The 23017-nt window shown below is 32.2% G+C and carries 22 protein-coding genes; 16 read left to right on the top strand and 6 right to left on the bottom strand.

Annotated features, from left to right (window positions below):
• From HMPREF2642_RS11830 to HMPREF2642_RS04730, 3 genes are all read left to right on the top strand, one after another.
• On the top strand, nt 1-354 hold a 354-nt coding region (locus tag HMPREF2642_RS11830), incomplete at its 5' end, for an LPXTG cell wall anchor domain-containing protein (RefSeq protein WP_256276636.1).
• Between the two features lie 113 nt (nt 355-467).
• Nucleotides 468-1226, top strand: coding sequence for an alpha/beta hydrolase (locus HMPREF2642_RS04735; protein ID WP_030059220.1), 759 nt, complete (start codon nt 468-470; stop codon nt 1224-1226).
• A 542-nt stretch (nt 1227-1768) separates the two neighbouring features.
• Nucleotides 1769-2917 (top strand): CapA family protein, encoded by a 1149-nt coding sequence (locus HMPREF2642_RS04730; protein ID WP_172969460.1) that lies wholly within the window; start codon nt 1769-1771, stop codon nt 2915-2917.
• A gap of 63 nt (nt 2918-2980) precedes the next feature.
• Here HMPREF2642_RS04730 and HMPREF2642_RS04725 read toward each other — a convergent pair whose 3' ends face one another.
• The 3 genes from HMPREF2642_RS04725 to HMPREF2642_RS04715 form a co-directional block, all read right to left on the bottom strand.
• Entirely contained in the window at nt 2981-3346 is a 366-nt protein-coding gene (locus tag HMPREF2642_RS04725) for a DUF4870 domain-containing protein (RefSeq protein ID WP_002436243.1), read from the bottom strand.
• Between the two features lie 143 nt (nt 3347-3489).
• On the bottom strand, nt 3490-3759 hold the full coding sequence (locus HMPREF2642_RS04720; protein WP_002436254.1) for a Txe/YoeB family addiction module toxin: 270 nt from the start codon (nt 3757-3759) through the stop codon (nt 3490-3492).
• Nucleotides 3752-4009, bottom strand: a complete 258-nt coding sequence (locus HMPREF2642_RS04715) for a type II toxin-antitoxin system Phd/YefM family antitoxin (RefSeq protein WP_002436168.1) — start codon at nt 4007-4009, stop codon at nt 3752-3754. The genes HMPREF2642_RS04720 and HMPREF2642_RS04715 overlap by 8 nt, the downstream gene beginning before the upstream one ends.
• A 184-nt stretch (nt 4010-4193) precedes the next feature.
• On the opposite strand from HMPREF2642_RS04715, the gene HMPREF2642_RS04710 reads away from it, so the two are divergent.
• Nucleotides 4194-5051 (top strand): ABC transporter substrate-binding protein, encoded by an 858-nt coding sequence (locus tag HMPREF2642_RS04710; RefSeq protein WP_002454139.1) that lies wholly within the window; start codon nt 4194-4196, stop codon nt 5049-5051.
• A 109-nt stretch (nt 5052-5160) separates the two neighbouring features.
• Here HMPREF2642_RS04710 and HMPREF2642_RS04705 read toward each other — a convergent pair whose 3' ends face one another.
• A complete protein-coding gene (locus tag HMPREF2642_RS04705; protein ID WP_030059216.1) occupies nt 5161-6801 on the bottom strand; it encodes an alpha-keto acid decarboxylase family protein in 1641 nt (546 codons plus the stop codon).
• Between the two features lie 172 nt (nt 6802-6973).
• Here HMPREF2642_RS04705 and HMPREF2642_RS04700 point away from each other — a divergent pair, with 172 nt between their 5' ends.
• The 3 genes from HMPREF2642_RS04700 to HMPREF2642_RS04690 all read left to right on the top strand — a co-directional run bounded on the left by HMPREF2642_RS04700 (nt 6974) and on the right by HMPREF2642_RS04690 (nt 10440).
• Complete coding sequence (locus HMPREF2642_RS04700) at nt 6974-7429, top strand: MarR family winged helix-turn-helix transcriptional regulator (RefSeq protein WP_002436214.1); 456 nt, start codon at nt 6974-6976, stop codon at nt 7427-7429.
• 372 nt (nt 7430-7801) lie between these two features.
• Entirely contained in the window at nt 7802-9382 is a 1581-nt protein-coding gene (locus HMPREF2642_RS11715) for a poly-gamma-glutamate hydrolase family protein (RefSeq protein ID WP_070597702.1), read from the top strand.
• 212 nt (nt 9383-9594) lie between these two features.
• Nucleotides 9595-10440 (top strand): poly-gamma-glutamate hydrolase family protein, encoded by an 846-nt coding sequence (locus HMPREF2642_RS04690; protein ID WP_049427929.1) that lies wholly within the window; start codon nt 9595-9597, stop codon nt 10438-10440.
• A 103-nt stretch (nt 10441-10543) separates the two neighbouring features.
• Here HMPREF2642_RS04690 and HMPREF2642_RS04685 read toward each other — a convergent pair whose 3' ends face one another.
• Nucleotides 10544-11170, bottom strand: a complete 627-nt coding sequence (locus HMPREF2642_RS04685) for an FMN-dependent NADH-azoreductase (RefSeq protein WP_002436199.1) — start codon at nt 11168-11170, stop codon at nt 10544-10546.
• 271 nt (nt 11171-11441) lie between these two features.
• Here HMPREF2642_RS04685 and HMPREF2642_RS04680 point away from each other — a divergent pair, with 271 nt between their 5' ends.
• Nucleotides 11442-11543 (top strand): SE2200 family small protein, encoded by a 102-nt coding sequence (locus tag HMPREF2642_RS04680; protein WP_016898541.1) that lies wholly within the window; start codon nt 11442-11444, stop codon nt 11541-11543.
• Nucleotides 11544-11726: 183 nt separating this feature from the next.
• Nucleotides 11727-13268, top strand: coding sequence for an NAD(P)H-binding protein (locus HMPREF2642_RS04675; protein WP_023351027.1), 1542 nt, complete (start codon nt 11727-11729; stop codon nt 13266-13268).
• Between the two features lie 193 nt (nt 13269-13461).
• On the opposite strand, the gene HMPREF2642_RS04670 is transcribed toward HMPREF2642_RS04675, so the two are convergent.
• Nucleotides 13462-14946 carry an alkaline phosphatase gene (locus HMPREF2642_RS04670; protein WP_030059210.1) on the bottom strand — a complete coding sequence of 495 codons (1485 nt, stop codon included), beginning with the start codon at nt 14944-14946 and terminating at the stop codon, nt 13462-13464.
• Nucleotides 14947-15272: 326 nt separating this feature from the next.
• On the opposite strand from HMPREF2642_RS04670, the gene HMPREF2642_RS11710 reads away from it, so the two are divergent.
• From HMPREF2642_RS11710 to HMPREF2642_RS04640, 7 genes are all read left to right on the top strand, one after another.
• Nucleotides 15273-15425 carry a hypothetical protein gene (locus HMPREF2642_RS11710; RefSeq protein WP_002436229.1) on the top strand — a complete coding sequence of 51 codons (153 nt, stop codon included), beginning with the start codon at nt 15273-15275 and terminating at the stop codon, nt 15423-15425.
• Between the two features lie 30 nt (nt 15426-15455).
• Nucleotides 15456-16121, top strand: coding sequence for a response regulator transcription factor (locus HMPREF2642_RS04665; RefSeq protein WP_002436233.1), 666 nt, complete (start codon nt 15456-15458; stop codon nt 16119-16121).
• Nucleotides 16122-16126: 5 nt separating this feature from the next.
• Complete coding sequence (locus tag HMPREF2642_RS04660) at nt 16127-17023, top strand: sensor histidine kinase (RefSeq protein WP_037550651.1); 897 nt, start codon at nt 16127-16129, stop codon at nt 17021-17023.
• Nucleotides 17024-17132: 109 nt separating this feature from the next.
• Nucleotides 17133-17882 carry an ABC transporter ATP-binding protein gene (locus HMPREF2642_RS04655; RefSeq protein WP_030059205.1) on the top strand — a complete coding sequence of 250 codons (750 nt, stop codon included), beginning with the start codon at nt 17133-17135 and terminating at the stop codon, nt 17880-17882.
• Between the two features lie 91 nt (nt 17883-17973).
• Entirely contained in the window at nt 17974-19899 is a 1926-nt protein-coding gene (locus HMPREF2642_RS04650) for an FtsX-like permease family protein (protein ID WP_256276635.1), read from the top strand.
• 225 nt (nt 19900-20124) lie between these two features.
• Complete coding sequence (locus HMPREF2642_RS04645; RefSeq protein ID WP_037550647.1) at nt 20125-20997, top strand: DUF4064 domain-containing protein; 873 nt, start codon at nt 20125-20127, stop codon at nt 20995-20997.
• A 307-nt stretch (nt 20998-21304) separates the two neighbouring features.
• Complete coding sequence (locus HMPREF2642_RS04640) at nt 21305-22897, top strand: solute:sodium symporter family transporter (RefSeq protein WP_030059200.1); 1593 nt, start codon at nt 21305-21307, stop codon at nt 22895-22897.
• The last annotated feature ends 120 nt before the right edge of the window (nt 22898-23017 follow it).

Here is a 23017-nt window from a genome sequence, read left to right as displayed (position 1 = left end):
GGTTCGGATTCAGACTGTGACTCAGACTCAGATAGCGATTCAGACTCAGACAGCGACTCAGATTCAGATAGCGACTCAGACTCAGATAGTGACTCAGATTCAGACAGCGGCTCAAATTGTGATTCTGGTTCAGAACATAAAGTACCAGTAGTACCAACACAGTATCATGAAATGACATCTCATCATGACTCAAACCATCATTATAATAATCTAGTGATGGAGCAGCATCATAAGCAAGAACTACCAGATACTGGTTATGATGTGGCAAATAATGGTACGTTATTTGGAGGTATTCTTGCAGCATTAGGATCATTACTTTTAGTAGGAAGCAAACGTAGAAGTAAGAAATACTAAACCATCATTTACTATTTAATTTTTAAACCCGAGCTTTGTTGCTCGGGTTTTTCTATGAAATAAAACAAAGTAAATGTAAAATAGAATTGAACACGAATGAAGGAGTGAAGCACATGGCTTTAATGACATTGAATTATAGTTCACCGACAATAGGTATGCATCAAAATCTTACAGTCATCTTACCGGAGGACTCAACTTACTTTGATAGCTCCACTTCACCTAAACAACTTAAATCATTATTACTTTTACATGGTTTGTCGAGTGATGAAACCACTTATGTGAGATACACAAGTATTGAGCGATATGCTAATGAACATCAGCTCGCAATTATTATGCCTAATGTAGATCATAGTGGTTACGCTAATATGGCCTATGGTCATAGTTATTATGACTATATTTTAGAAATATATGAGTATGTACATCAAATTTTGCCACTCTCTAAAAAACGTGAAGATAATTTTATCGCGGGACATTCAATGGGTGGTTATGGAACGATTAAATTTGCGCTTACCCAACCAGATAAATTTTCCAAAGCAGCACCATTGTCTGCTGTATTCCAAGCGCAAACTCTCATAGATTTGGAGTGGATAGATTTTTCTGCTAAAGCTATCACTGGAGAGAATACTGATATTAAAGGTACAAATCTAGATACGTATCATCTTTTAGAACAAGCAATTGTTTCAAATGCGCAATTACCAGAACTTCTTATTATGTGTGGAACTGAGGATTTCTTATATGAAGATAATTTAGAATTTATTCGCACGCTTGATGAAAAGGGTATTGGTTATACATTCGAGGATAGCCCGGGTGAGCATAATTATGCATTTTGGGATAAGGCGATTAAAAGGGCCATTGAATGGTTTGTAGAATAATTAAAGTTGAATATTAAAATTTAACGATTATCTAAATATATTGAAATTTATATGAACTCAAAGCGCTTTCAGTTTGAAAATTCTACTCTGTGGTAGACACACAATATCCTAGTCATAATAAGATATTGTCTTATTGTATTAAGACAATGAATGACTTAGGTATAACTTTAGAAACACATATCGTATTAAGTATGACTCTAAAGATTTTGTCAGTCGCTACTCTTATTTTCTTGAAATTGATATAAAAGATTATATGATTACGCAAAGATATTTAGTTTATAACCGTAGTAATCTTATTTCCTAGAAAATAATTTATTTACCCCGTGTCATGATTAATTTGACGCGGGGTATTTGTATATAAGATTTTTACCTTGGAAAATTCAAAACCAAACGACTAAACCTAACTTTTAAAATGTAAAGAAAATGTAAAATTTTATAGAAAACTTAAAATAATTTACATTATATTGTTTTAAAATCTTGCTAAGTTTAAAATAAGAGTAATATATATTAGATGTTTTGAAGATTGGATTCTTTAACTAGGAGTGACGCCATTGTTGAAATACTATATTTCTACAGTTATATTCTTTATTGCTTTTTTATGTGTAAGTGGATTAACATTAGCTACTAATCTAGAGTCAGAAGCATCTGTTGTAGCTGTAGGTGATAACTTGATCCACCCTGAAGTCTATAATGATGCGAAAACAGGTAAAAATAGTTTTGATTTCAAACCTATGTATGAGCCTGTTAAAAAAGATATTCAAAATGCCGATATTGCATATGTTAACCAAGAATCTCCACTTGGTGGCGATGATAGACCTTATCATGGATTTAAGCGTTTTAATACACCAAGTAGTGTGGCTCAGGACTTAGTAGATACAGGCTTTAACTTTGTAAATGGCTCTAATAATCACGCAATGGATCAAGGTGAATCTGGTATAAACAACAGTATACATACATGGGATAAATTTAAAGACAAAGTTTTATTTACAGGTGTTTTTAACTCTCAAGAAGCTCGAGATGAGATTCCAACAAAAACAGTTAATGGTATAAAAGTATCAATGTTAAGTTATACATTTGGCACTAATGGTATTAAACCTTCCCATCCATACACAATTAATACATTTGATGAAACACAAATTAAAAAGGATGTTAAAGAGGCTAAAAAGCAAAGTGATGCAGTGATTGTATCAGCTCACTGGGGCAACGAAGGTCATCATATGGAAAATAAAACTCAAGAAAGATACGCAAAAGTCTTTGCAGATGCAGGAGTTGATGTAGTGTTAGGAATGCATCCTCACGTTATCGAGCCGGTGAAATGGGTGAAAGGGAAAGATGGCAATAAAACACTTGTTGCATATTCACTTGGTAACTTTTTAAACGGCCAAGCTACAGGTAATGAAAGCAATGATTTATTAGGGCGTCTTAATTTTAAATTAGTTAAAAATCCAAAAGGCGTTAAAGTGGAAAACGTGAAGTGGAGAAGTATGGTTAATCATTACGAATTAGCCAATGTATATGATAAGAATTCTAAAAAAGATTTTAAAATATATCCTTTACATGACTATACTGACAAATTAGCAGAGAAACATGGTTTACATTATGTTAATGGAGCAAATATGACAAAAGAAAGATTGCAAGACATTACTAAAGAAGTTATTGATAAAGAATTCTTAGATGATGAAAGTTTATAGAAGATATAGAAGTGCGCTTAAACGTCAAAACGTTTAAGCGCCGTTTTTATATAGTAACTTAAATTATTTAATGAATTCTATTGTAAAAGGCACGACATAGTCTTCACCTTTGAGTACAAATATGATTGCGACGATTGAATAAATGATCATTGCTATACCAAGGATGAACAATAAGACGACGCCTATAAGTACAAAGACTAAAACGGATGCAATAATTGTATAAATAAGATAACTAATTAAGTAATTAAGATAATTTTTACCTTGTTGATCGATAAAAGCAGAATCATCTCTTTTTAATACCCAAATAATGAGTGGCCCTAAGAAAGTTGTGAAAAATGATAATAACCAAATGACCATAGCAATCGTAGTTTCATTATCAGAAACATCTTTAAATGCATGAGGATTTTTAGATTGATTCACCAATTTCATATATCATTTAGCCCCTTTTTGTATGATTTACTTTAAATATATACATTTTAATTATTAAAGTAAATGACTAAATAATAGTAACTAAGGGTTATATTGTTCAAAGTAATTTTAATTATGTAACTGTTTCACGCGAAACGGTTACTTTATTGATAATGAAATCTGCAAGACACTACGAATATTGAATCATCCTTAATTTTGTATATTAATCGGTGTTCTATTGAAACTCTTCTACTGAAATAGCCTTCGTAGTTTCCTTTTAATGCTTCTGGTTTTCCAATACCATCGACACAACCATCTCTTGCAATACTTTTAAGTAAAGCATTCACTTTTTTAAAATAATTTTGATTGTGTTGTTGCCAATATTGATAATCTTTAAATGCTTGAGCTGTAAAAGTTACACTAAACTTACTCATTATCATCAATCTCTATTGTAATTGTTTGGTTATGATTCAATTCCATAATTGATTGATTTAAGTGAGACACATTAGCGAGATTGGATTGAAGGTACATCGTTTCCAACATCGCATTATAATCCTTTTCAGCTAAAATCACTGCATTTTCATTTTCCTTTGTCGTAATAGTGTAAGCCACACTATCCTCGTTCACTTTAGTAATAAGTTCTTTGAAATTCTGTCTAGCGTTTGAATAATTAACTGAAGGCATATTAACAGCTCCTTTAAACATTGTACAATTTATTGTACAATGCGTCCGCTCTGTTGTCATCAATATTTTTTGTCTATAAATCATATTGATGTTTAAAAATGATAAATTCGGACATACATCATATGTAACCATTTACAAAAGCACTTAATAGAACTAATCATTAATTTTTGGAGGAATGTTTCGCATGACTAAAGAAATTAAACAAAATGTTGGCACAGTTGAAGTTCCTGATACAGTTGAATCTGCAGTTGCTTTAGAGTATTCATTTGTAGAAGCATTAGTGAAATTAGACGTAAATGTAACTGGTATTGCAGATGATAACAATGTAGACAATTTAGACAGTGAAACTCGTAAAAATGTAGGTAGTTATCAATCAGTTGGCCATCGTCAAACACCTAGTGTTGATGACATTAAAAATGCTGAGCCACAAGTGATTTTCGCAGATGAGGATAGACATAAATCTATCTTTGAAGATTTAAATTCAATTGCACCTACAGTATTAGTTAAAAGTTTTGATGCAGACTATAAACAAAACAAAGAATCATTCGATTATATTGCGAAAGTTGTTTCTAAACAAGATGAAGGTAAAACAATTTTAGATAATCATGAAAAAGAAATTAAAGATTTAAGTTCTAAAGTACGTATAGATAAAGATGTTGCTACAATCGCTGGCGTTGTTACTGATCAAGATTTAATCATTCATGCTTCTAAATCTTATGTTGGTCAATTATTAGAAGATGTAGGTTTTAAAGCTGGTATTTCTAAAGAAAATGAAAATGATTTACCTGGATATATGGGTGCTGATTATCATAAATTACCTATTAGCAAAGTTGCTGAAGTTAATCCAGAACGCTTAATTGTTATGGTAGATGAAGATAACCAAAAAGATTTCAATAACTTTAAAGAGTCAGATGTATGGAATCAATTAGATGCTGTTAAAAACAATCGTGTTCATGAAGTTAATCGTGAAACATGGGCTAAACATCGTGGTTTAGTAGCAGCAGAACAAATTTTAGAAGACATTACACAATTTACTGAGTAATAAAACGTTTAATTGCTCAAAACAATAAAGCTTAAAGAAAATGCCCTCTTATCAATACATTGATAGGAGGGCATTGTTATGTCTCATTCAATTACAATGAGTATGAAATTTATTTATTTTGAGAAGCAAATGCTTTGGCAATTTCACTTAATTTTACTGGTGCATCTTCCACTGCCATTTTTACTTCTACATAGTGCATACGATCGCTATTTGAATTAATTTTTTCAAATGCACGCTTTAATTCCTCTGACGTGTTAACATCGTGTACTTCGACATTGTCTCCGCCAAATACTGCAGGTAAAGCTTTATAATCCCACATGCGTATATCATTATATGGTTCTTTCATACCATGAATCATTCTCTCAACAGTGTAGCCATCATTATTGATAACAAAGATAACAGGTTTCAAGTTTTGACGTATCATTGTAGATAATGATTGTACCGTTAATTGTAATGAACCATCGCCAATGAGTAAGACATTTCTACGTTGAGGGTCAGCAATTTGAGTACCTAATGTGGCTGGTAACGTATAACCAATTGAACCCCAAAGTGGTTGACCTATAAATGTATTATCTTTATGCATTGCTAAGTCATATGCACCGAAGAAAGATGTCCCTTGCTCTGCGATTAAGATATCGTCTAATTGTAAGAAATCTTGAATCATGTTGAAATATGTTTCTTGAGTTAATGGCTGATCACTTAGTTCATAATTATTCTTTTGTGGTCTTTCATATTGAGGGTAGTCGTTTTTATTTTCAAAATGAAGATCCTTCAAACCATGTACTAAGCTAGGTAATGTAACGTCATTCGCAACTGTATCATTCATCTTGAAGTTCTTATGATTAATCATCACGACATCATCAATGTCGAATTCGTAAGAGAAGCCAGCTGTTGCTGAGTCAGTTAATTTCGCACCGATATTTAAAATCGCGTCACTGTTATTCACATAATCTTTAATCTTATCTTCAGCAATTTCACCATCAAATACTCCAATATAATGAGGGTTTTCTTCATTAAAGGCACCTTTACCTAGTGATAATTGAGCGACTGGAATATTTGTTTGATTAACAATCTCTTCTAACTCTTTATGCAAGTTGAAACTATTAATTTCATGTCCTGCAATAATAAGTGGTTGGTTCGCTGATTTCAATTTATCTTCAATCATATCAATATATTTTTTAACATCTTGATGAGGCACGTCTTCAGGTTGGAATGTTTCTGAAACTTCGATTTCAGCTAATGCAACATCAATTGGTAAGTGTAAGTGAACTGGTCGACGCTCTTGAATTGCTGCATTGATCAATCTAGGAATTTCAGTTGTTGCATTTTCAGGAGTAATGTAACCTTGAGCAGTTGTAATAGGTTCGAACATCTTTCTGTAATCATCAAATGTACCTTCACCAAGTGAATGGTGTACAAACTTTCCAGCTTCTTCTACTGCACGAGTTGGTGCGCCTGTGATAGCTATTACTGGTACACGTTCGGCATAAGAACCTGCAATGCCATTTACTGCACTAAGTTCACCAACACCAAATGTAGTGACCATAGCACCTAAACCATTGATACGTGCATAACCATCTGTGGCATAACTCGCGTTTAATTCATTCGTATTGCCAATCCATTCTATATGTTCATGTGAAATAATATCGTCTAAAAAGGCTAGGTTAAAATCCCCGGGAACACCAAAGACTTTATCTACTCCGGCTGCATAAACTGCGTCCATTAAATATTGTCCTACGCGTTGTTTCATATTCAACTCCACCTTTGTATTGTATTTATATTACATCTAAAATATTATCTGTTATAATAATTAAAGTCAATAAACTTGACCTTTATTGAAAAGTTAAAAAAATCTGAAATTGATGACGAATAGCATTATTTTTATTATAATGACGATATTGAAGAGAAGGGAAAGTACACAAATGTCGATGAATAAAAATGATTATGAACACATGTTATTTTATTTCGCGTACAAAACTTTTATTACAACGGCAGATGAAATTATTGAAGAATATGGTATGAGTCGTCAACATCATCGCTTTTTATTTTTCATCAATAAATTACCAGGCATTACTATTAAAGAATTATTGTTAACTCTAGAAATATCTAAACAAGGCTCTCATGGAACGTTACGTAAATTGAAAGAAGAAGGTTTGATTTATGAAGAAACGTCTGAAGTGGATCGTCGTGTAAAAAAATTATATTCTACACAAAAAGGCGATGCGTTAATTCATAAGTTGAATAAAGCACAAGATGATTTATTTCATCAGACCAAGCAAAATGTTGGTAATGACTGGTATGCCATAATGGAAGAATTAGCGAATTATCGTGAAGGATTTAAAACAGTAGAACATTTAAAGGAAACTGATAAAAGCTGAGACTGTATGAATGACGGTCTCAGCTTTCTTTGTTTTCAAAATATATATAATGATGATTATTGGCTATTCTTTTTAATTAGACTTACAACTAATGCAATAAAACCTACTGGGATTAATAAAATAAGTAATGCAATTAACCCTAAAGCACCTAATACCATTGCGATTCCTCCTCATTTGGTTTAGTTACTTAATTCTAGGTTAATTAGGTAATAAGTGTTATTCAATGATTTGTAGGTTAACTTTCAATAATGTAAGAAATAAAAAAGGTAAGTATGTTTTAAATGTTTACTACAACTAAATAAAAAAGTATTGCTTTTAACAGAAAATGGTATATTATTGTTTTATATTAATTCATTTTTAAGGGGAAATGGTATGAAAATATTAGGACATACTCGTGCATTTTCATTTAGAAAAGTGACTTTGGGAGCAGTCACTGCTTTAATTGGATTAGGCACTATAGGCGCAATGGGTAATCAAGCTCAAGCTAGTACGCACTCGAGTTATTCACAATCTCATCGAACAACGACTAATGGTAAAAGTACATCAACGCAATCGAGGGTTAAAACAACTACAGTTAAACCGATAGTAACATCTACAAAGGTAGTTAAGCCAGTTCATCAGACAAGCAAAGTTCAAACTACTAAGAAAGTCGTGCCTACTAAACAATCGACTAAGAGTATAAAACCTGTAGTTACGAAAGCACCAACTAAACAAGCTACGAGTAGTAAAACTTCAGTTACTGTATCCAAAGCACCCACAACTTCTACGGGTAAAACGACAACTACTAAGTCAGTTACTACTCGACCAAAATCTACATCAGCAGTAAAATCTACATCTACTAAGCCGACAGCTAAAACTTCAAGAACATCATCAACATCTAAAAAATCAACTACTACGACTAAAGCAACAAAGTCTACTACAACTACGAAACGTACGTCGTCATCAACATCGGGAAGTAAGAGTGGAACGACAACATCTCGCACAACAACTCCAAGTAAGTCGACCGCTACTCATACAAGCACATCTACTCGCACAAGTTCGACTAAAAAGTCTACAACATCTACAACAAAGCCATCAACAACAAAATCAACTTCAACGTCGACAAAGCCTATATCATCAACTAAGAAATCAACTACGACAACGACTAAACCTACAACTTCAACAGCGAAGTCTACAACTTCAGCAACAAAATCAACTACGATACCGACAAAGCCATCAACATCAACTAAGCAGCCTACAACAACACCGGCAACTACCGTGCCTACCACTAATCAAACAGATAATAATCAAGAAATGATTGGTACTGCACCAGAAGGACATATAAAAGATAAGTATCAATCGATGACACAACTTGAGAGTGAAACGGTGGAAGGTGTAGATTGGAAAAAAGATACAAGAGATAATGGTACGAAAGTACTTATTGTTGCACCTCATGGAGGAAACATTGAACAAGGAACGACAGAAGCAACGAAAGCTTTGGCGAAAAAAGGAAATTATGATTATTTCTCTTTTGAAGCTATAAGACCTAAAAATAATACTGAATTACACGTTACTTCAACGCATTATGATGATCCTACTCTTAACCAAATGATTCAAAATCGCACAGCTACAATTTCTATTCATGGTGCAGCTGGTACAGATCAAATTATTTATTTAGGAGGACCACCTTCCACTTTAAGAGATGAAATGGAAACACAATTAAAAAGTAGTGGTTTTACAGTGATGGCTCCACTTGATTATATCGGAGGAGTAAAGAAAAATAACTTTATAAACAGAGAAGAAAACAATACAGGCGTTCAACTTGAGCCAACAACTGCACTCAGAAAAGCTTTCTTCAATAATGGTGATACAAGTACTAAGAATCGTTCTAATGAAAGTAATTGGACGCCGCTGATGCAGACATTTGTTGATGCGTTATATACGAGTATCAACAATATTTATCCAAATCATTAATTTTGTAGAAGTAAATTAATTCAAAAACTATATAACAATATTGTCATAATAGGGCTAAAGGATGATTTCGATAGCCCTATTATTTTTTATATTTATAACTAATAGAAATTGTTCAAATTTAATAAATTGATTTGAAATACTTCTTTTATAAATGGTAAGAAGGGAAATGTTTGATTTTGAAAAAGAGAATATCAATAAGTACCTCAAGTAAAATGAAATTATCAATACTTATTTGCTTAGTCATTTTAATTATAGGAATCACTAGCGCCTGTGCTATAACACATGAACATAAGAATTCTGCAACGCATCACTCAAAGTTGCATCATGTACCACTGATTGTAGGTCAAGGAGAAGATAAGGGACAGGCATCCACTGTCAATCTTGAGCCTTCAGAATCAGCACAAGAAGATGTACATCATAAAGACCGTTTTAAATCTATGACTGATTTATTTAAGCATACAAAACGGAATGTGGATTGGAAGAAAGAAGTTAAAAAAGTAGGAAGTCATGTATTAATTATTGCGCCTCACGGAGGAAACATTGAAGCGGGTACCACAGAGTTAACTAAATTAATAGCTAACGATAATCACTATGATTATTTTTCATTTACCGTTTTAAGAAAAAAACATGCTGAAGATTTGCATGTCACTTCAAGTCATTATAATGATCCTACATTATTAAATATGGTTAAATCTAAAGATTATGCAGTTTCCATACATGGTGCTAAAGGGGATAAACCTGTCATTTATCTTGGAGGATTAGATACACCTTTAAAAGAAGCAATTAAAAAACAATTAGTTAAACATCATTTTGTTGTTAAAATCGCACCAACTTATTTAGGTGGAGACTTAAAAGAAAATTTCATTAATGAAGATATCAAAGGGAAAGGTGTGCAACTTGAATTAACGACAGCTTTAAGAAAATCTTTATTTGTGAATGAAAAACTATCTGCGAAATCTAGAAATAATAGAAGTAATTGGTCACCGGCGATGTATCGTTTTTCAGATGCCATTGATAAAGCCGTACAACAAGTTGATGAATCAGGAAAAGATAGATAAAGTGTGGCTATATGAAAGAATATTAAATGCAAAAATTAAAATAGTAGAAAATAAAAAATCTCAGAATCGCAAATGCTTTTCTGAGATTTTTCGCTAATATATTTTAGAAAGTTTTAGCTAGTTCTTTTGCTTCTTCAACGCCGGCTAATTTGATTTCTTCAGCCTTTTCAGGTTCAGCGTTATGACCTTCAATAATAACAGTTTCGTATGAAGGTACACCTAGGAATGTCATAATGTTTCTTAAATATCGGTCTCCAGATTCAATTTCTGCAGTCGGTCCTTCGCTATAGTATCCGCCTCTAGATTGAATGTGAAGTACCTTTTTATCAGTGAGTAAACCTTGAGGTCCTTCTGAAGTGTATTTAAATGTTTTACCTGCTACTGTAATTGCATCGATATAAGCTTTTAAAACAGGTGGGAATGATAAGTTCCACATTGGGCTAACAAATACGTATTTATCAGCTTCTAAAAATTCATCAAGAATGGCTCCTAAACGAGTAACTTTTTTACTTTCTTCAGAAGTAAGTTCTTCGCCTTTTGCAGCTTTTCCCCAACCAATTAATACATCTTTATCAATATGAGGAATATCTTCAGTAAATAAGTCGATGTGTTTAACTTCATCTCCTGAGTGATTATCTTGATAAGCGTCGATGAAAGCTTTGCCAGCTGCCATAGAATTTGAAACGAGTTCATCGAGTGGATGAGCTGTAATGTATAATAATTTTGCCATTTTTTAGTTCTCCTTAAAAATGTTGTATAGTTGATATAATAATTATACTTAGTCAGGGAGATTTCACAATATGTTAAATTAAAAATCATCCTAATGGACTATAAAATAATTTTATATGTGCCTATTTCTACAAGTACACAATTTATTTTCATGAAATTAATATTATCTGAATTTGAAGTTTTTAAAATTAACTTTAAAAAGTGTATAATAGTATTAAAGATTTGAACAGCTTACATGTTCATATTAAGCATCCTAGAAAGGAGTGTAACAGATGAAAAAATTAGCAGTTATTTTAGCATTAGCTGGCGCAGCTTATTATGGTTTTAAAAAATACCAAAACCATGTTAACCAAGCACCAAATATCGAATACTAAAATTTACTTATCAAAGTAAGTGATTATATTGAAGATAAAAGACAAAATCCATTTGGATTTTGTCTTTTTTTGTAAATTTCGGGTATATATATTGATATAGGAAATGAATATCAACTTATTGAAGTAGGGGGCTTTCATTTTCAAAAGCATCAAGAATCCACAATAGTTAAGAGGGGTGGAAAGATGTCTAAAATTTTATTAACTGGGGCCTCGGGATATATCGGTGGTCACCTTAAAGATAAATTAAAAGATCAACATGAAATCATCGCGATTTCTAGAAATACGAGTAACAAACAGAATGAGGAGAATGTTACTTGGAAATCTGCAGATTTATTTGATTTAGATGAAATTACTGAAGTAATGGAAGGGATCGATACAGCCATTTATCTCGTCCATTCAATGATGCCATCAGCAAAGTTAACACAAGCTAACTTTGAAGATATGGATGCACTGCTTGCAGATAACTTCGCACGTGCAGCGAAAAAGCAGGGTGTTAAACATATTGTCTTTATGAGTGGTTTGATTCCAGATGACAATCATTTATCAGCTCATTTAAGAAGTCGTCTTGAATGTGAAAAGATTCTTGGTGATTATGGTATTCCGGTTAGTACATTACGCGCTGGATTAATTATTGGTGCGAAGGGAAGTTCTTATCCGATACTTAAGCGTTTAGTTGAACGTTTACCAGCTATGGTATTACCTAGTTGGGCATATAACATGATAGCACCAGTAGCGATAGAAGATGTCATAGATGGGTTAGCAGCACTTGTTGAACGCTCTCCATCTGAAAATGAATCTATCGATATTAGTGGGCCTGAGACAATGAATTATAAAGAGTTGATTCAGCGAACAGCTAAAGTATTAGACAAACCATTACCTATGCTTGACTTGCCCATTATACCGATAATTGTAAGTCGTTATTGGGTTCAATTGATTTCAAGTGTACCGAAAGAAATGGTTTATCCGTTAATGAATAGTTTAATTCATGATATGGTACCGCATGATAAACGCATCGTACCTAAATTGTCATTAGGAAATATTACATTTGAAGATAGTGTGAAACGTGCTTTAGACGAAGAGAAAGAAGAGAAAAAGAAGAAGGCGAAACAAAGTTCTAGTCACTCTAAATCTAAGAAAGAAGAAATTAAAGATGTGCGCGCCATCACACGATTTGAAATTCCTGATGGATATAGTATTAAAGATGTGACAACGGAATATGCTCGTTTCATAAATAATATTACATTGCACTTAGTGAAAGGTACGATTAATGAACATGAATTCAATATGAATGTACCATTTATTAATAAATTTATTTTGAAAATGAAAAAAGATGAACATGACTCAAGTGAAGAAATGGCAGTTTATCGCATTGTCGGTGGCGATTTAGCACATGCGGATAATGGAGGAAATGCACGTTTCGAATTTCGCAGATTGAGAAATACAAATGAAGGGATTATTGCCCTTCAAGAATATGAACCAACATTACCATGGGTCGTTTATAAATTAACACAAGCGAAAGCCCATAAAACGGTAATGAACATATTTAAGAATAGAATGGCAAAATTATCAAAACAAAAGAAAGGATTAGGTGAGCAAGATATGACAAGAAATATTATTATTGGTGTTTCAGTAGCAGTTGCATTAGTGGCAGGAGGAGCAGGAGCGTTTGCTTTAATTAAGCGCAATCAAATGAAAAAAGAAAGTATGTCAAACGCAGAATTATAAATAGTTGGTAATGACAACTTATTGTACTTCTATCCAGATGAAAATGATCTAAATAGCGTAATGAAAAAATATAAAGCAAACTTAGATTAATAAGCATATCAACCAGTTAGGACACTAAGATGTTCTAACTGGTTTTTCATTAAAAAAGACGACCTGGCATATACCAAGTCGTCTTTATCATTAAATATCTGAATTATTGTTGATTTTGATTAGATGTTACATCATTTTTGAAAAAGTCGAAGATGTTTTGAGCACTCTTAGTGTTTTCCATGTTGCCTTTAAACTTGCTAGATCCTGGACCGTAAGCGTAAGTATTCACATCTTCACCAGTATGACCGTTTGTAGTCCATCCAGTGTGGGACGCATCATTAATTGGTTCTTGGATGGCATTTTGTAATTTTGTAGTAGCTTCTGCTACTTTAGGATCTTTATCATCTTTACCTTCTTTTTGAAGTTTGCGTAAATCTTTGGCAGCTTGTTTCACTTTATCCATTTGTTTGCTAGGGAAGTCAATGCCGTAACCTTCGTTGATGACTTTTTCAGGGTCTTTTCCTGCAGCAATTTCTTTAGTCATATACATACCAGAATGTTTCATTTTATGAATAGCTTCTGGATTCCATTTGTAATCTTTACCTTTAGCAATCGTCATACCACCAGTTGAATGGTCAGCTGTTGCCACAACTAAAGTATCTTTATGTGTTTTCGCATAGTCGATAGAGTTTTGGAATGCTTTTTCAAAGCCTCCCATTTCTGACATTACACCAGTAACATCATTTGGATGTGCAGCTTTATCTATAGAAGCACCTTCAACCATTAAGAAGAAGCCTTTATTGTTCTTATCTAATTTACTTAATGCACTTTGTTCCATATCTACGAGTAAAGGATTTTTAGATGGTGCATCAATTTGAAGAGGCATATCTTTCTCAGAGAAAGTTCCTAATACTTTGTCACTTTGAGAATTAAGAAGTTGTGTTTTATTACTTACTAAATCATAACCGTCTTTTTTGAATTTTTTATCAAGGTTGCCATTTTCTTTACCGAAGTATTTAGAACCGCCACCTAGGAGAACGTCTACTTTATGTTGACCGTTAATTTTATCATTATAAAATTGTTGAGCAATTTCATCTTTTTTATCACGAGAGTCAACATGTGATGCGTAAACAGCAGGAGTTGCATCAGTAAGTTCAGCCGTTGTAACTAAACCAGTTGATTTACCTTGCTCTTTAGCTTGTTCTAAAACAGATTTTAATGCCTTTTTATTATTATCAACGCTGATTGCGCCATTGTATGTTTTATGACCAGTCGCGAAAGCAGTTCCGCCCGCAGCTGAATCTGTTACGTTTTCTTTTGGATCATTAGGATATGTACGATTTGTACCTTTAAGGTATTTATCAAATGCAGTTGCATTCATTTTTTTAGCGCCAGGTTGATTTTTATAATAACGATATGCTGTATTGAAAGATGGGCCCATGCCATCGCCAACCATGAAAATAACATTTTTAGGATTCTTAGTATTACCAAATGCTACTGCATCATCTTGTCCTTGCTGTCCTTGAGCATTTTCACCTGGACCCGCACCACTTCCTGAAGCATGTGATACATTTGAAGCACCTATTACAGATGCAGCTACAATAGAACTTGCTATCGTTGTTTTACCAAATTTATTAATGAAACTCATAATTAATGTGCCCCCTAAATAAGTTATGTATTGCATTTTTAAGTATAGGGTATGAACTTTGATTAAAAGTAATTTTTAAGTAAATGAATTGTAAATGTATATAAATTTGAAAAGAATTTAAATTCTAATTGCTTAAAATTAAATTGAGTTATTATACTAAAAGATACAGAGATTACCTTTTTTCATTCAATATTTTAGGACAAAAAATTGTATGAATCGTGTTTATTTAAAAATGTATTTTTTAGATACAAACATGTAAAATAGTGATAAATAGAAATTTTATTATAAAACGATGAGGACGAAACAACCTCAAAGAAGGTGAAATAATGATACTTGTTATGTTATCTCCAATATTGATTATTGGATTTATAGCTTTAGGTATTTTTGAAGAAAGAAGAAGAAGTAAAAAAGCTCAAGATCAAAAAGACCAAATTGAAAAAGATAAAAATAAAGTTTATGATTCAGAAGAGAACAAATAGTTAAAGTATGTCGTTGAAAGGTGAACAGTTATGAAGATTCTCATAGTCGAAGATGATTTAGTTATTGCTGAGAGCTTGGCTAATGAACTTTCAAAATGGAATTATGAAGTGAATGTTGTTGAAAACTTTGATCAAATTATGGAAGATTTTCGTGAAACAGAACCACAACTAGTATTGTTAGATATCAATTTACCTACACTCAATGGATTTCATTGGTGCCAAGAAATGCGCAAAGAATCTAATGTTCCTATCATGTTTATTAGTTCAAGAACCGATAATATGGATCAAATTATGGCTATTCAAATGGGTGGCGATGACTTTATTGAGAAACCGTTCAATTTATCGCTAACAGTAGCGAAGATACAAGCGTTACTTCGCCGTACATACGATTTATCCGTATCAAATGATGAATTAGATGTGAAAGGTTGCAAGTTGATTCTTGATGAGGCGAAACTCGTAAAGGATGATGACGCTGTTCAATTGTCATTAACAGAACTTCAAATTTTGAAAATGTTATTCCAAAATGAAGGAAAATACGTGAGTCGTACAGCATTAATTGAAAAGTGTTGGGAATCTGAAAACTTTATTGATGACAATACCTTAGCAGTTAATATGACTAGATTACGCAAGAAGTTATTATCTATAGGCGTTGATGATTTTATTGAAACTAAGAAAAATGTCGGATATAGGGTTTAATGATTATGTTACTATCTTTTATAAAATCGATTCGAAATGAGATTACAATTATATTTTGTATATTTTTATTATTTGCATTAATATTTTACTTATTTTCATTACCATTTAGTGCCTTCGGTCTTGCGTTAGGAATCGTATTACTCATCATTGTTATTCATTGGTGGGTAAAGTACCTTGGATTTAAGAGAAATGAGGATCTTAAAGAGAAGGTAGATAATTTGGAAAATGAATTAACTGAAGTAAAAAATCGCCAAGTAGAATATCGTAATGATGTGGAAAGTTACTTTTTAACATGGGTACACCAAATTAAGACACCTATCACAGCGTCACAACTATTACTCGAACGTAATGAAGAAAATGTTGTCAATCGCGTAAGACAAGAAATTGTTCAAATTGATAACTATACAAGCTTAGCATTGAGTTATTTAAAATTACTCAACGAAGAATCTGATATGACAATTTCATCAGTGACAGTGAATGAACTAATACGTCCGTTAATCATGAAATATCGAATTCAATTTATCGAACAACATACTAAAATACACTATGAAAAGTGTGAAGCAACTGTTTTAACGGATGCACAATGGGCGTCTATTATGATAGAACAAATTTTAAATAATGCTTTGAAGTACGCGCGTGGAAAAGACATTTGGATTGAATTTGATTCTGCTAAACAAACATTAATCATTAAAGACAATGGTGTAGGTATTAGTAAAGCAGATATTCCTAAAATATTTGATAAAGGCTATTCTGGTTACAACGGCAGACTTAATGAAGAATCAAGCGGCATAGGATTGTTCATTGTTAAGCATATTTCTAATCATTTGAATCATGAGGTCGATGTAGATTCAGGACTTGGTGAAGGTACGACATTTAAAATACATTTTCCCAACGAAGATTAGCTAACTTTCAAAATTGTAAGTTTGCCAACAATATTTGTAAGAAATTATGAATGTTGTTGGCACTTTTTTATTTTATGATATTAAGTGAAATGAGAAAGGGGCATTCGTGATGTTATTAGAAGTGAAAAATGTAAAAAAAGTATATGGAAGAGGACTTAACTCAACTACCGCATTAAATAATATGAATTTAGAAATTGATGACGGCGAGTTTGTAGCTATCATGGGTGAATCTGGCTCGGGAAAATCTACGCTACTCAATCTCATTGCGACATTCGATAAGGTAACAGAAGGTTTTATTTCGCTTAATGGAACCGCAATCAACAAACTGCGAAATAAAGAAGTTGCCCGTTTTCATAGAGAAACTTTAGGATTTGTCTTTCAAGATTTTAATGTCTTAAACACTATGACCAATAAAGACAACATTCTAATGCCACTTGTCCTTTCTAATGAACGTCCTAAAACAATGAATGAACGACTTGAAACAATAAGCACTCAATTAGGTATTAATGATTTGTTGGACAAATATCCATACGAAATCTCAGGCGGGCAAAAACAGCGAATTGCTATAGCACGCGCACTCATCGCTCAGCCTAAATTATTACTAGCCGATGAACCTACTGGAGCACTAGACTCCAAAACTTCTAAAAACCTTATGAAATTATTTCGAGAAATTAACCAAAATAATCAAACTATCTTAATGGTGACACATTCTAATATCGATGCGTCATATGCCGAAAGAGTTATTTTTATTAAAGATGGGAAACTTTATCATGAAATCTATCGTGGTGAAGAATCTCGAGATGAATATCAGAAACGGATTGCAGATAGCTTAGCTATCCTAAATGGAAGAGGTGATTAGTGTGACATTCAAGATGATATGGAAAATGATAAAACGTGGGTATGTCACACAACGTCATATTATTATTCCGTTTATTATTGCTGTGAGTATCATGTTTGGTATTGAGTATATATTAATATCGATAACTCAAAATACGTATACTCAGCGACACAGCGTCACGCTTCCGCTATTTGCTGTTTTAGGTAATATACTCATGTCTATGTTGACGTTAATATTTGTTGTATATGCTAATAACTTTGTAATTAAAAGAAGGCAACGAGAGTTTGCTGTATACATGATTTTAGGGATGGAGAAAAAACATATAAAAGTTTCTTTGGTTATTGAATCTTTGATCAATTTCGTAATTATTAGTTGTATAAGTTTAATTGGGGGATACTTGTTCGGTTCTTTATTTTTTATGCTTATAAGTAAAATATGGATAGGGAAGAGTGCAAGTTTAGTTGATTACCCGTTTGATATTAGAGCAATGTGGATAACTTTAATCATGCTAGTGGTAGTTTTAATCGTGCTTAATATTATAAATATTATAAAGGTAACCTTTCAAAGTCCACTTAAATTAGTTAACCAAAATAGTAAAAAAACTGGAAAAACGTCTAAAATTTTTACTTACATTTCATTGTTATTAGGAATTCTTCTAACTGGGTTTGGGTATAGTATTGCCTTACAGAACAATACTATGATTGGTTCATTAGCAAGTATATTTGTAGCTATGCTTAGTGTTTTTATAGGAACATACTTCCTCTTTATATCTTTAAGCGTATTAATATTAGATTGGTTAAAAAGAATACCTAACTTTTATTACAAGACTAATAATTTTTTCACTGTATCTAATTTGAGAAGTAGATTAAAATCTAACGCAGTAAGCTTAGCTACTATATCATTATTAGCTACATTCCTCATAGTTACTTTAGGTATGACAATTCACACTTATAGAGGTTTCAATGAACGAATAGATCAAATATGGCCAAATGAATATTTTATCAGCGTGAGTGGAGACGTTCATAAAGATAAAAAAGTAAAAAAAATAATGGATTCATTAGAAAATGATATTCAAAGGCACGTTAAAACCGATACCTTTAAAATGTATAGTCTAAAAAGCAATAAGGCTGAATTTGTAAATAATAAAAATAACACTATATTAAGGCCGAACTCAAAAAAGTTTGATGGTCGATTATTCTATTTATCTAAAGAAGTACCTCACTATATTACGACATATTTTATGACACTTAATGATTATAATAAATATCACCCTAACTTAAGTCTTAAAAGTAATGAGATAGCAATTAATACAGATAATTCCGTTTTAAATAAGACAGATAAAATAAAAATCAATGGAACTGAATATAGGTTGAAGCATATTAAGAAAATAAATATAAATACGCTATCAAATTTTATGGACGGTGCTTATTTAGTAACGAAAAATAATAAAATTAAAGAAAAGTTATATAATTACCTAAATAATTTTTCTAAAGATGATGACTACTATCCACGATCTTTTTTAGAATTCAATGTTATGGGGGATAAAAAACTCAGTGCTTCTCAAATAAATAAAATAAATAAAAATAGCAATAATGGAGCGTTTGTAGAGGATAGACCCAGATTTGAAAAGGAGTGGACTGGCGTTAATGGCGGATTGATATTTGTCGGGACTGTGGTATCCTTCGTATTATTCATCGCTATCTTCCTAATGATGTATTACAAACAAATTTCTGAAGGTTATGATGATAGACGTGAATATGAAGTAATGAGAAAAATTGGACTTGAACAAGACTTAATTAAGAAAATTATCAATAAACAAATTATATGGATATTTTCAATACCTGTTATTGTAGCAATTATCCATACCTTAGTTGCTTCCAAAATTATTTTTAATCTTCTTGGATTTATAACACCTAAAAATAGTGGAGTATTTGCTACAAGCTTTATAGGAGTTACTTTAGCATTTATCGCTATATATTCTCTTATGTACTGGGTAACTTCACGTATTTACTATATGATCATTAATAATAAACATTAATATTTCAAAGGCTAAGACATGCTTATCGTGTCTTAGTCTTTTTTATACACTATAAAACTTGTATTTCTAGTGCTAATATTGTTTTAAATTTAATTGAAATGACCTTTATATTTTCATGAAATTAATAACTTCAAATAAAATGTTAAATTCTTTTTTTAATTTTTAAGAATAAATCTAAATTTTTAGGGTATTAAACAAATATCTTGCAAAGGAGGAATTATAAACATGATAAAACGTACTGTTGAAAAAGTTCTATCTTGGATAGGAAATATACTCCATCTTTTATACTTAGGTTTTATTGCTTTAATGGTTTCAATGATGGGTAATAAAGATTTTAAACATGAAATGATTCATAATACTCAAGATTCAAATCAAGGTGTATCATCTGACCAACTTAATCAGTCATATGGAATGTTATCAAGTATGGGTACATGGTACATCATTGGTTTTATAGTATTATTAATTCTTGCAATTATTGCTACATTATTAATCAGTAAAAAATCTAAAATTGCAGGTATCATCTTATTAATCGTAGGTGTTATTGCGTTACTTACTTCAAGTTTCTTAGCAGGTATTTTATGGATAATTGCAGGTATCATGCTATTAGCACGTAAACCTAAAAATGATCCAAATCATCAATACAATGATAATCACAATGCCTATGCAAATAATGAGCACCATAGAAATAACAACCACAATGAATATGACAGAAACAATAATTACAATAACAATCATAATGAATATGATAGAAATCATAGTCACGACGACAATCATCATAATCATGATCACCATAATGCTCATGATAATACACATTCTCATGACAATTATCAAAATAATGAGCACTATGAAAATGGTAACAGACAAGTTAATGAGAAGAATAACTCATTTATTTTATCTGGTGATGACAAAAAGCAAGAACAACAAGAAATTAAAGATCAATATTCACACAATAGTGACAGAGAGTCTCGTGATTTAAACAATCATTCAAAAGATAATCATCATGATTTTAATTCTAATGACACTAAACGTGATGATTTTATTAAAGAAGAAGAGCGTCATCGTAAAAACGAAAAAGAAGACAATCCATTTAAATATTAAATTAATAACTGTATAAGTTTATTAAGTACAAAGACCGATCCACCAAAATGAGTGGGTCGGTTTTTTCAATATCTATAAATATATGATGAACGAGTTTCTTCCTATTATATAATATAAAACTTTGAACAGATTTATTATCGAAAATGAAATTTACATACAACTATTGAAAATGTTAATGAATTAGTCTAGAATTTTTCGATGCACACAATTCAATGTACATTTAAAAACGAAGTTTAAATGATTATATTTAAGTCTATATATTTTTGCATGCTAATGTTCAAAATGATTGAGGGAGGAATTATTGAGGATGAATTGGATATCGATACTCTTATTCATTCTGGTAGTAGGTGGTATTTCATTATACGCTTATCTACAATCGAAAAAAGTTAAAACAGATAGTTCAGATGGTTACTTTATGGGAGGTAACAGTCTGACAGGATTCACAGTTGCTTCGACGATTATTATGACTAATTTATCTACGGAGCAAATCGTGGGACAGAATGGACAAAGTTATTCACAAGGTATGGAAGTTATGGCATGGGAGGTTACTGCAGCTGTAGCGGTTGTACTATTAGCTTGGGTCTTCTTACCTAAATATTTACAATATGGTGTTACGACTATATCTGAATTCTTAGAATTAAGATATGATACTTTTACTAAGCGATTTGTATCTATCTTATTTATTTTCACATACGTCGTTTCATTCTTACCCGTTGTACTTTACTCTGGTTCACTCGTGTTCAACAAAATGTTTAACATTGATAAATATTTAGGAGTAAGCAGTACAACTGCCGTTATCATTATTTCCTTGGTCATAGGCGTTGTAGGAATCATCTATTTATTTGTCGGTGGTTTATCTCTTAGCGCATTCAGTGACTCTATTTATGGTATGGCGCTTATTATCGGTGGACTTGCGATTACAATTCTAGGTCTCGGACATCTAGGTGACGGTAATTTTATCCATGGTTTCGATAAAATGGTTCAAAAAACGCCAGAGAAATTGAATGGCTTCGGTAAAATCGATTCTGATATTGTGCCATGGCCTACGTTATTCTTCGGTATGTTCTTCAACAATTTATTCTTCTGGTGCGCAAACCAAATGATTGTTCAAAAAGCGCTTGCTGCTAAGAACTTAAAGGAATCACAAAAAGGTGCTATATACTTAAGTTTATTCAAGGTGTTCGGGCCTTTATTTACAGTGCTTCCAGGAGTAGTTGCATACAACTACTTTAATGGCAGTATTAAAACTCCAGACAATGCGTATCCAGCGCTTGTAAGTTCAGTACTACCTGATTGGGCTTTCGGTTTATTTGGTGCCGTGATTTTCGGAGCAATCTTAAGCTCATTTGTAGGTTCATTAAACAGTACAACGACATTACTTACGCTTGATTTTTATAAACCCATCTTTGGAAAGAATAAATCTGATAAACATATTGCACGTGTAGGTCACATTGCGACAATCGTTATTGGCGCAATTGTAGTAGGGCTTGCGCCAGTCATTTCATTATTCCCAAGTGGTTTATACGCTGTTGTACAACAATTCAATGGTGTTTATAGTATGCCAGTACTCGTACTTGTGTTTGTCGCATTCTATTCTAAGAAGACATCTAAGTTAGGTGCTAAAGTTGCACTTGCTACACACATTATAATATATGCGATTGTGAGTCTCGTATTTACAGAAATTAACTATCTATATACATTCAGCGTATTATTCTTTGTAGATTTAATTATTGTATTAATTTTCAATAAGATTAAACCTTCTAGTGAATATGACTTAAAATCACGTCAAGCACAGGTCGATATGACACCATGGAAATATCGCTATGTTGCTGGAATAATTATCTTGGCATTAGTGGTAATAAGTTATATCATCTTTTCACCACTCGTACTTGCGAAATAAATGTTACAATTGGAACTTGATAAATGAATGAATAGAAGTGTACGTTGGCACGCTAGAGGTAGTGTTAACGTACACTTTATCTATATTAAATTTAATTTTCCTGAAAATGAAAAACGAAAG

It is taken from the genome of Staphylococcus sp. HMSC055A09 (genome assembly GCF_001809655.1).
In the GTDB taxonomy this organism is placed as follows: domain Bacteria; phylum Bacillota; class Bacilli; order Staphylococcales; family Staphylococcaceae; genus Staphylococcus; species Staphylococcus capitis.
This window is presented reverse-complemented; position numbering and strand designations above follow the sequence as displayed.

Bases quoted from the DNA above. Each gene is read 5' to 3' on its own strand.
- HMPREF2642_RS04735 (WP_030059220.1), top strand. From the start codon at position 468: ATGGCTTTAATGACATTGAATTATAGTTCACCGACAATAGGTATGCAT.
- HMPREF2642_RS04670 (WP_030059210.1), bottom strand. From the start codon at position 14,946: ATGAGTTTCATTAATAAATTTGGTAAAACAACGATAGCAAGTTCTATT.
- HMPREF2642_RS04710 (WP_002454139.1), top strand. From the start codon at position 4,194: ATGACTAAAGAAATTAAACAAAATGTTGGCACAGTTGAAGTTCCTGAT.
- HMPREF2642_RS04640 (WP_030059200.1), top strand. From the start codon at position 21,305: ATGAATTGGATATCGATACTCTTATTCATTCTGGTAGTAGGTGGTATT.
- HMPREF2642_RS04700 (WP_002436214.1), top strand. From the start codon at position 6,974: ATGTCGATGAATAAAAATGATTATGAACACATGTTATTTTATTTCGCG.
- HMPREF2642_RS04675 (WP_023351027.1), top strand. From the start codon at position 11,727: ATGTCTAAAATTTTATTAACTGGGGCCTCGGGATATATCGGTGGTCAC.
- HMPREF2642_RS04725 (WP_002436243.1), bottom strand. From the start codon at position 3,346: ATGAAATTGGTGAATCAATCTAAAAATCCTCATGCATTTAAAGATGTT.
- HMPREF2642_RS04715 (WP_002436168.1), bottom strand. From the start codon at position 4,009: ATGCCTTCAGTTAATTATTCAAACGCTAGACAGAATTTCAAAGAACTT.
- HMPREF2642_RS04680 (WP_016898541.1), top strand. From the start codon at position 11,442: ATGAAAAAATTAGCAGTTATTTTAGCATTAGCTGGCGCAGCTTATTAT.
- HMPREF2642_RS04665 (WP_002436233.1), top strand. From the start codon at position 15,456: ATGAAGATTCTCATAGTCGAAGATGATTTAGTTATTGCTGAGAGCTTG.
- HMPREF2642_RS04685 (WP_002436199.1), bottom strand. From the start codon at position 11,170: ATGGCAAAATTATTATACATTACAGCTCATCCACTCGATGAACTCGTT.
- HMPREF2642_RS04645 (WP_037550647.1), top strand. From the start codon at position 20,125: ATGATAAAACGTACTGTTGAAAAAGTTCTATCTTGGATAGGAAATATA.
- HMPREF2642_RS11710 (WP_002436229.1), top strand. From the start codon at position 15,273: ATGATACTTGTTATGTTATCTCCAATATTGATTATTGGATTTATAGCT.
- HMPREF2642_RS04690 (WP_049427929.1), top strand. From the start codon at position 9,595: ATGAAATTATCAATACTTATTTGCTTAGTCATTTTAATTATAGGAATC.
- HMPREF2642_RS04655 (WP_030059205.1), top strand. From the start codon at position 17,133: ATGTTATTAGAAGTGAAAAATGTAAAAAAAGTATATGGAAGAGGACTT.
- HMPREF2642_RS04660 (WP_037550651.1), top strand. From the start codon at position 16,127: ATGTTACTATCTTTTATAAAATCGATTCGAAATGAGATTACAATTATA.
- HMPREF2642_RS11715 (WP_070597702.1), top strand. From the start codon at position 7,802: ATGAAAATATTAGGACATACTCGTGCATTTTCATTTAGAAAAGTGACT.
- HMPREF2642_RS04720 (WP_002436254.1), bottom strand. From the start codon at position 3,759: ATGAGTAAGTTTAGTGTAACTTTTACAGCTCAAGCATTTAAAGATTAT.
- HMPREF2642_RS04650 (WP_256276635.1), top strand. From the start codon at position 17,974: ATGTTTGGTATTGAGTATATATTAATATCGATAACTCAAAATACGTAT.
- HMPREF2642_RS04705 (WP_030059216.1), bottom strand. From the start codon at position 6,801: ATGAAACAACGCGTAGGACAATATTTAATGGACGCAGTTTATGCAGCC.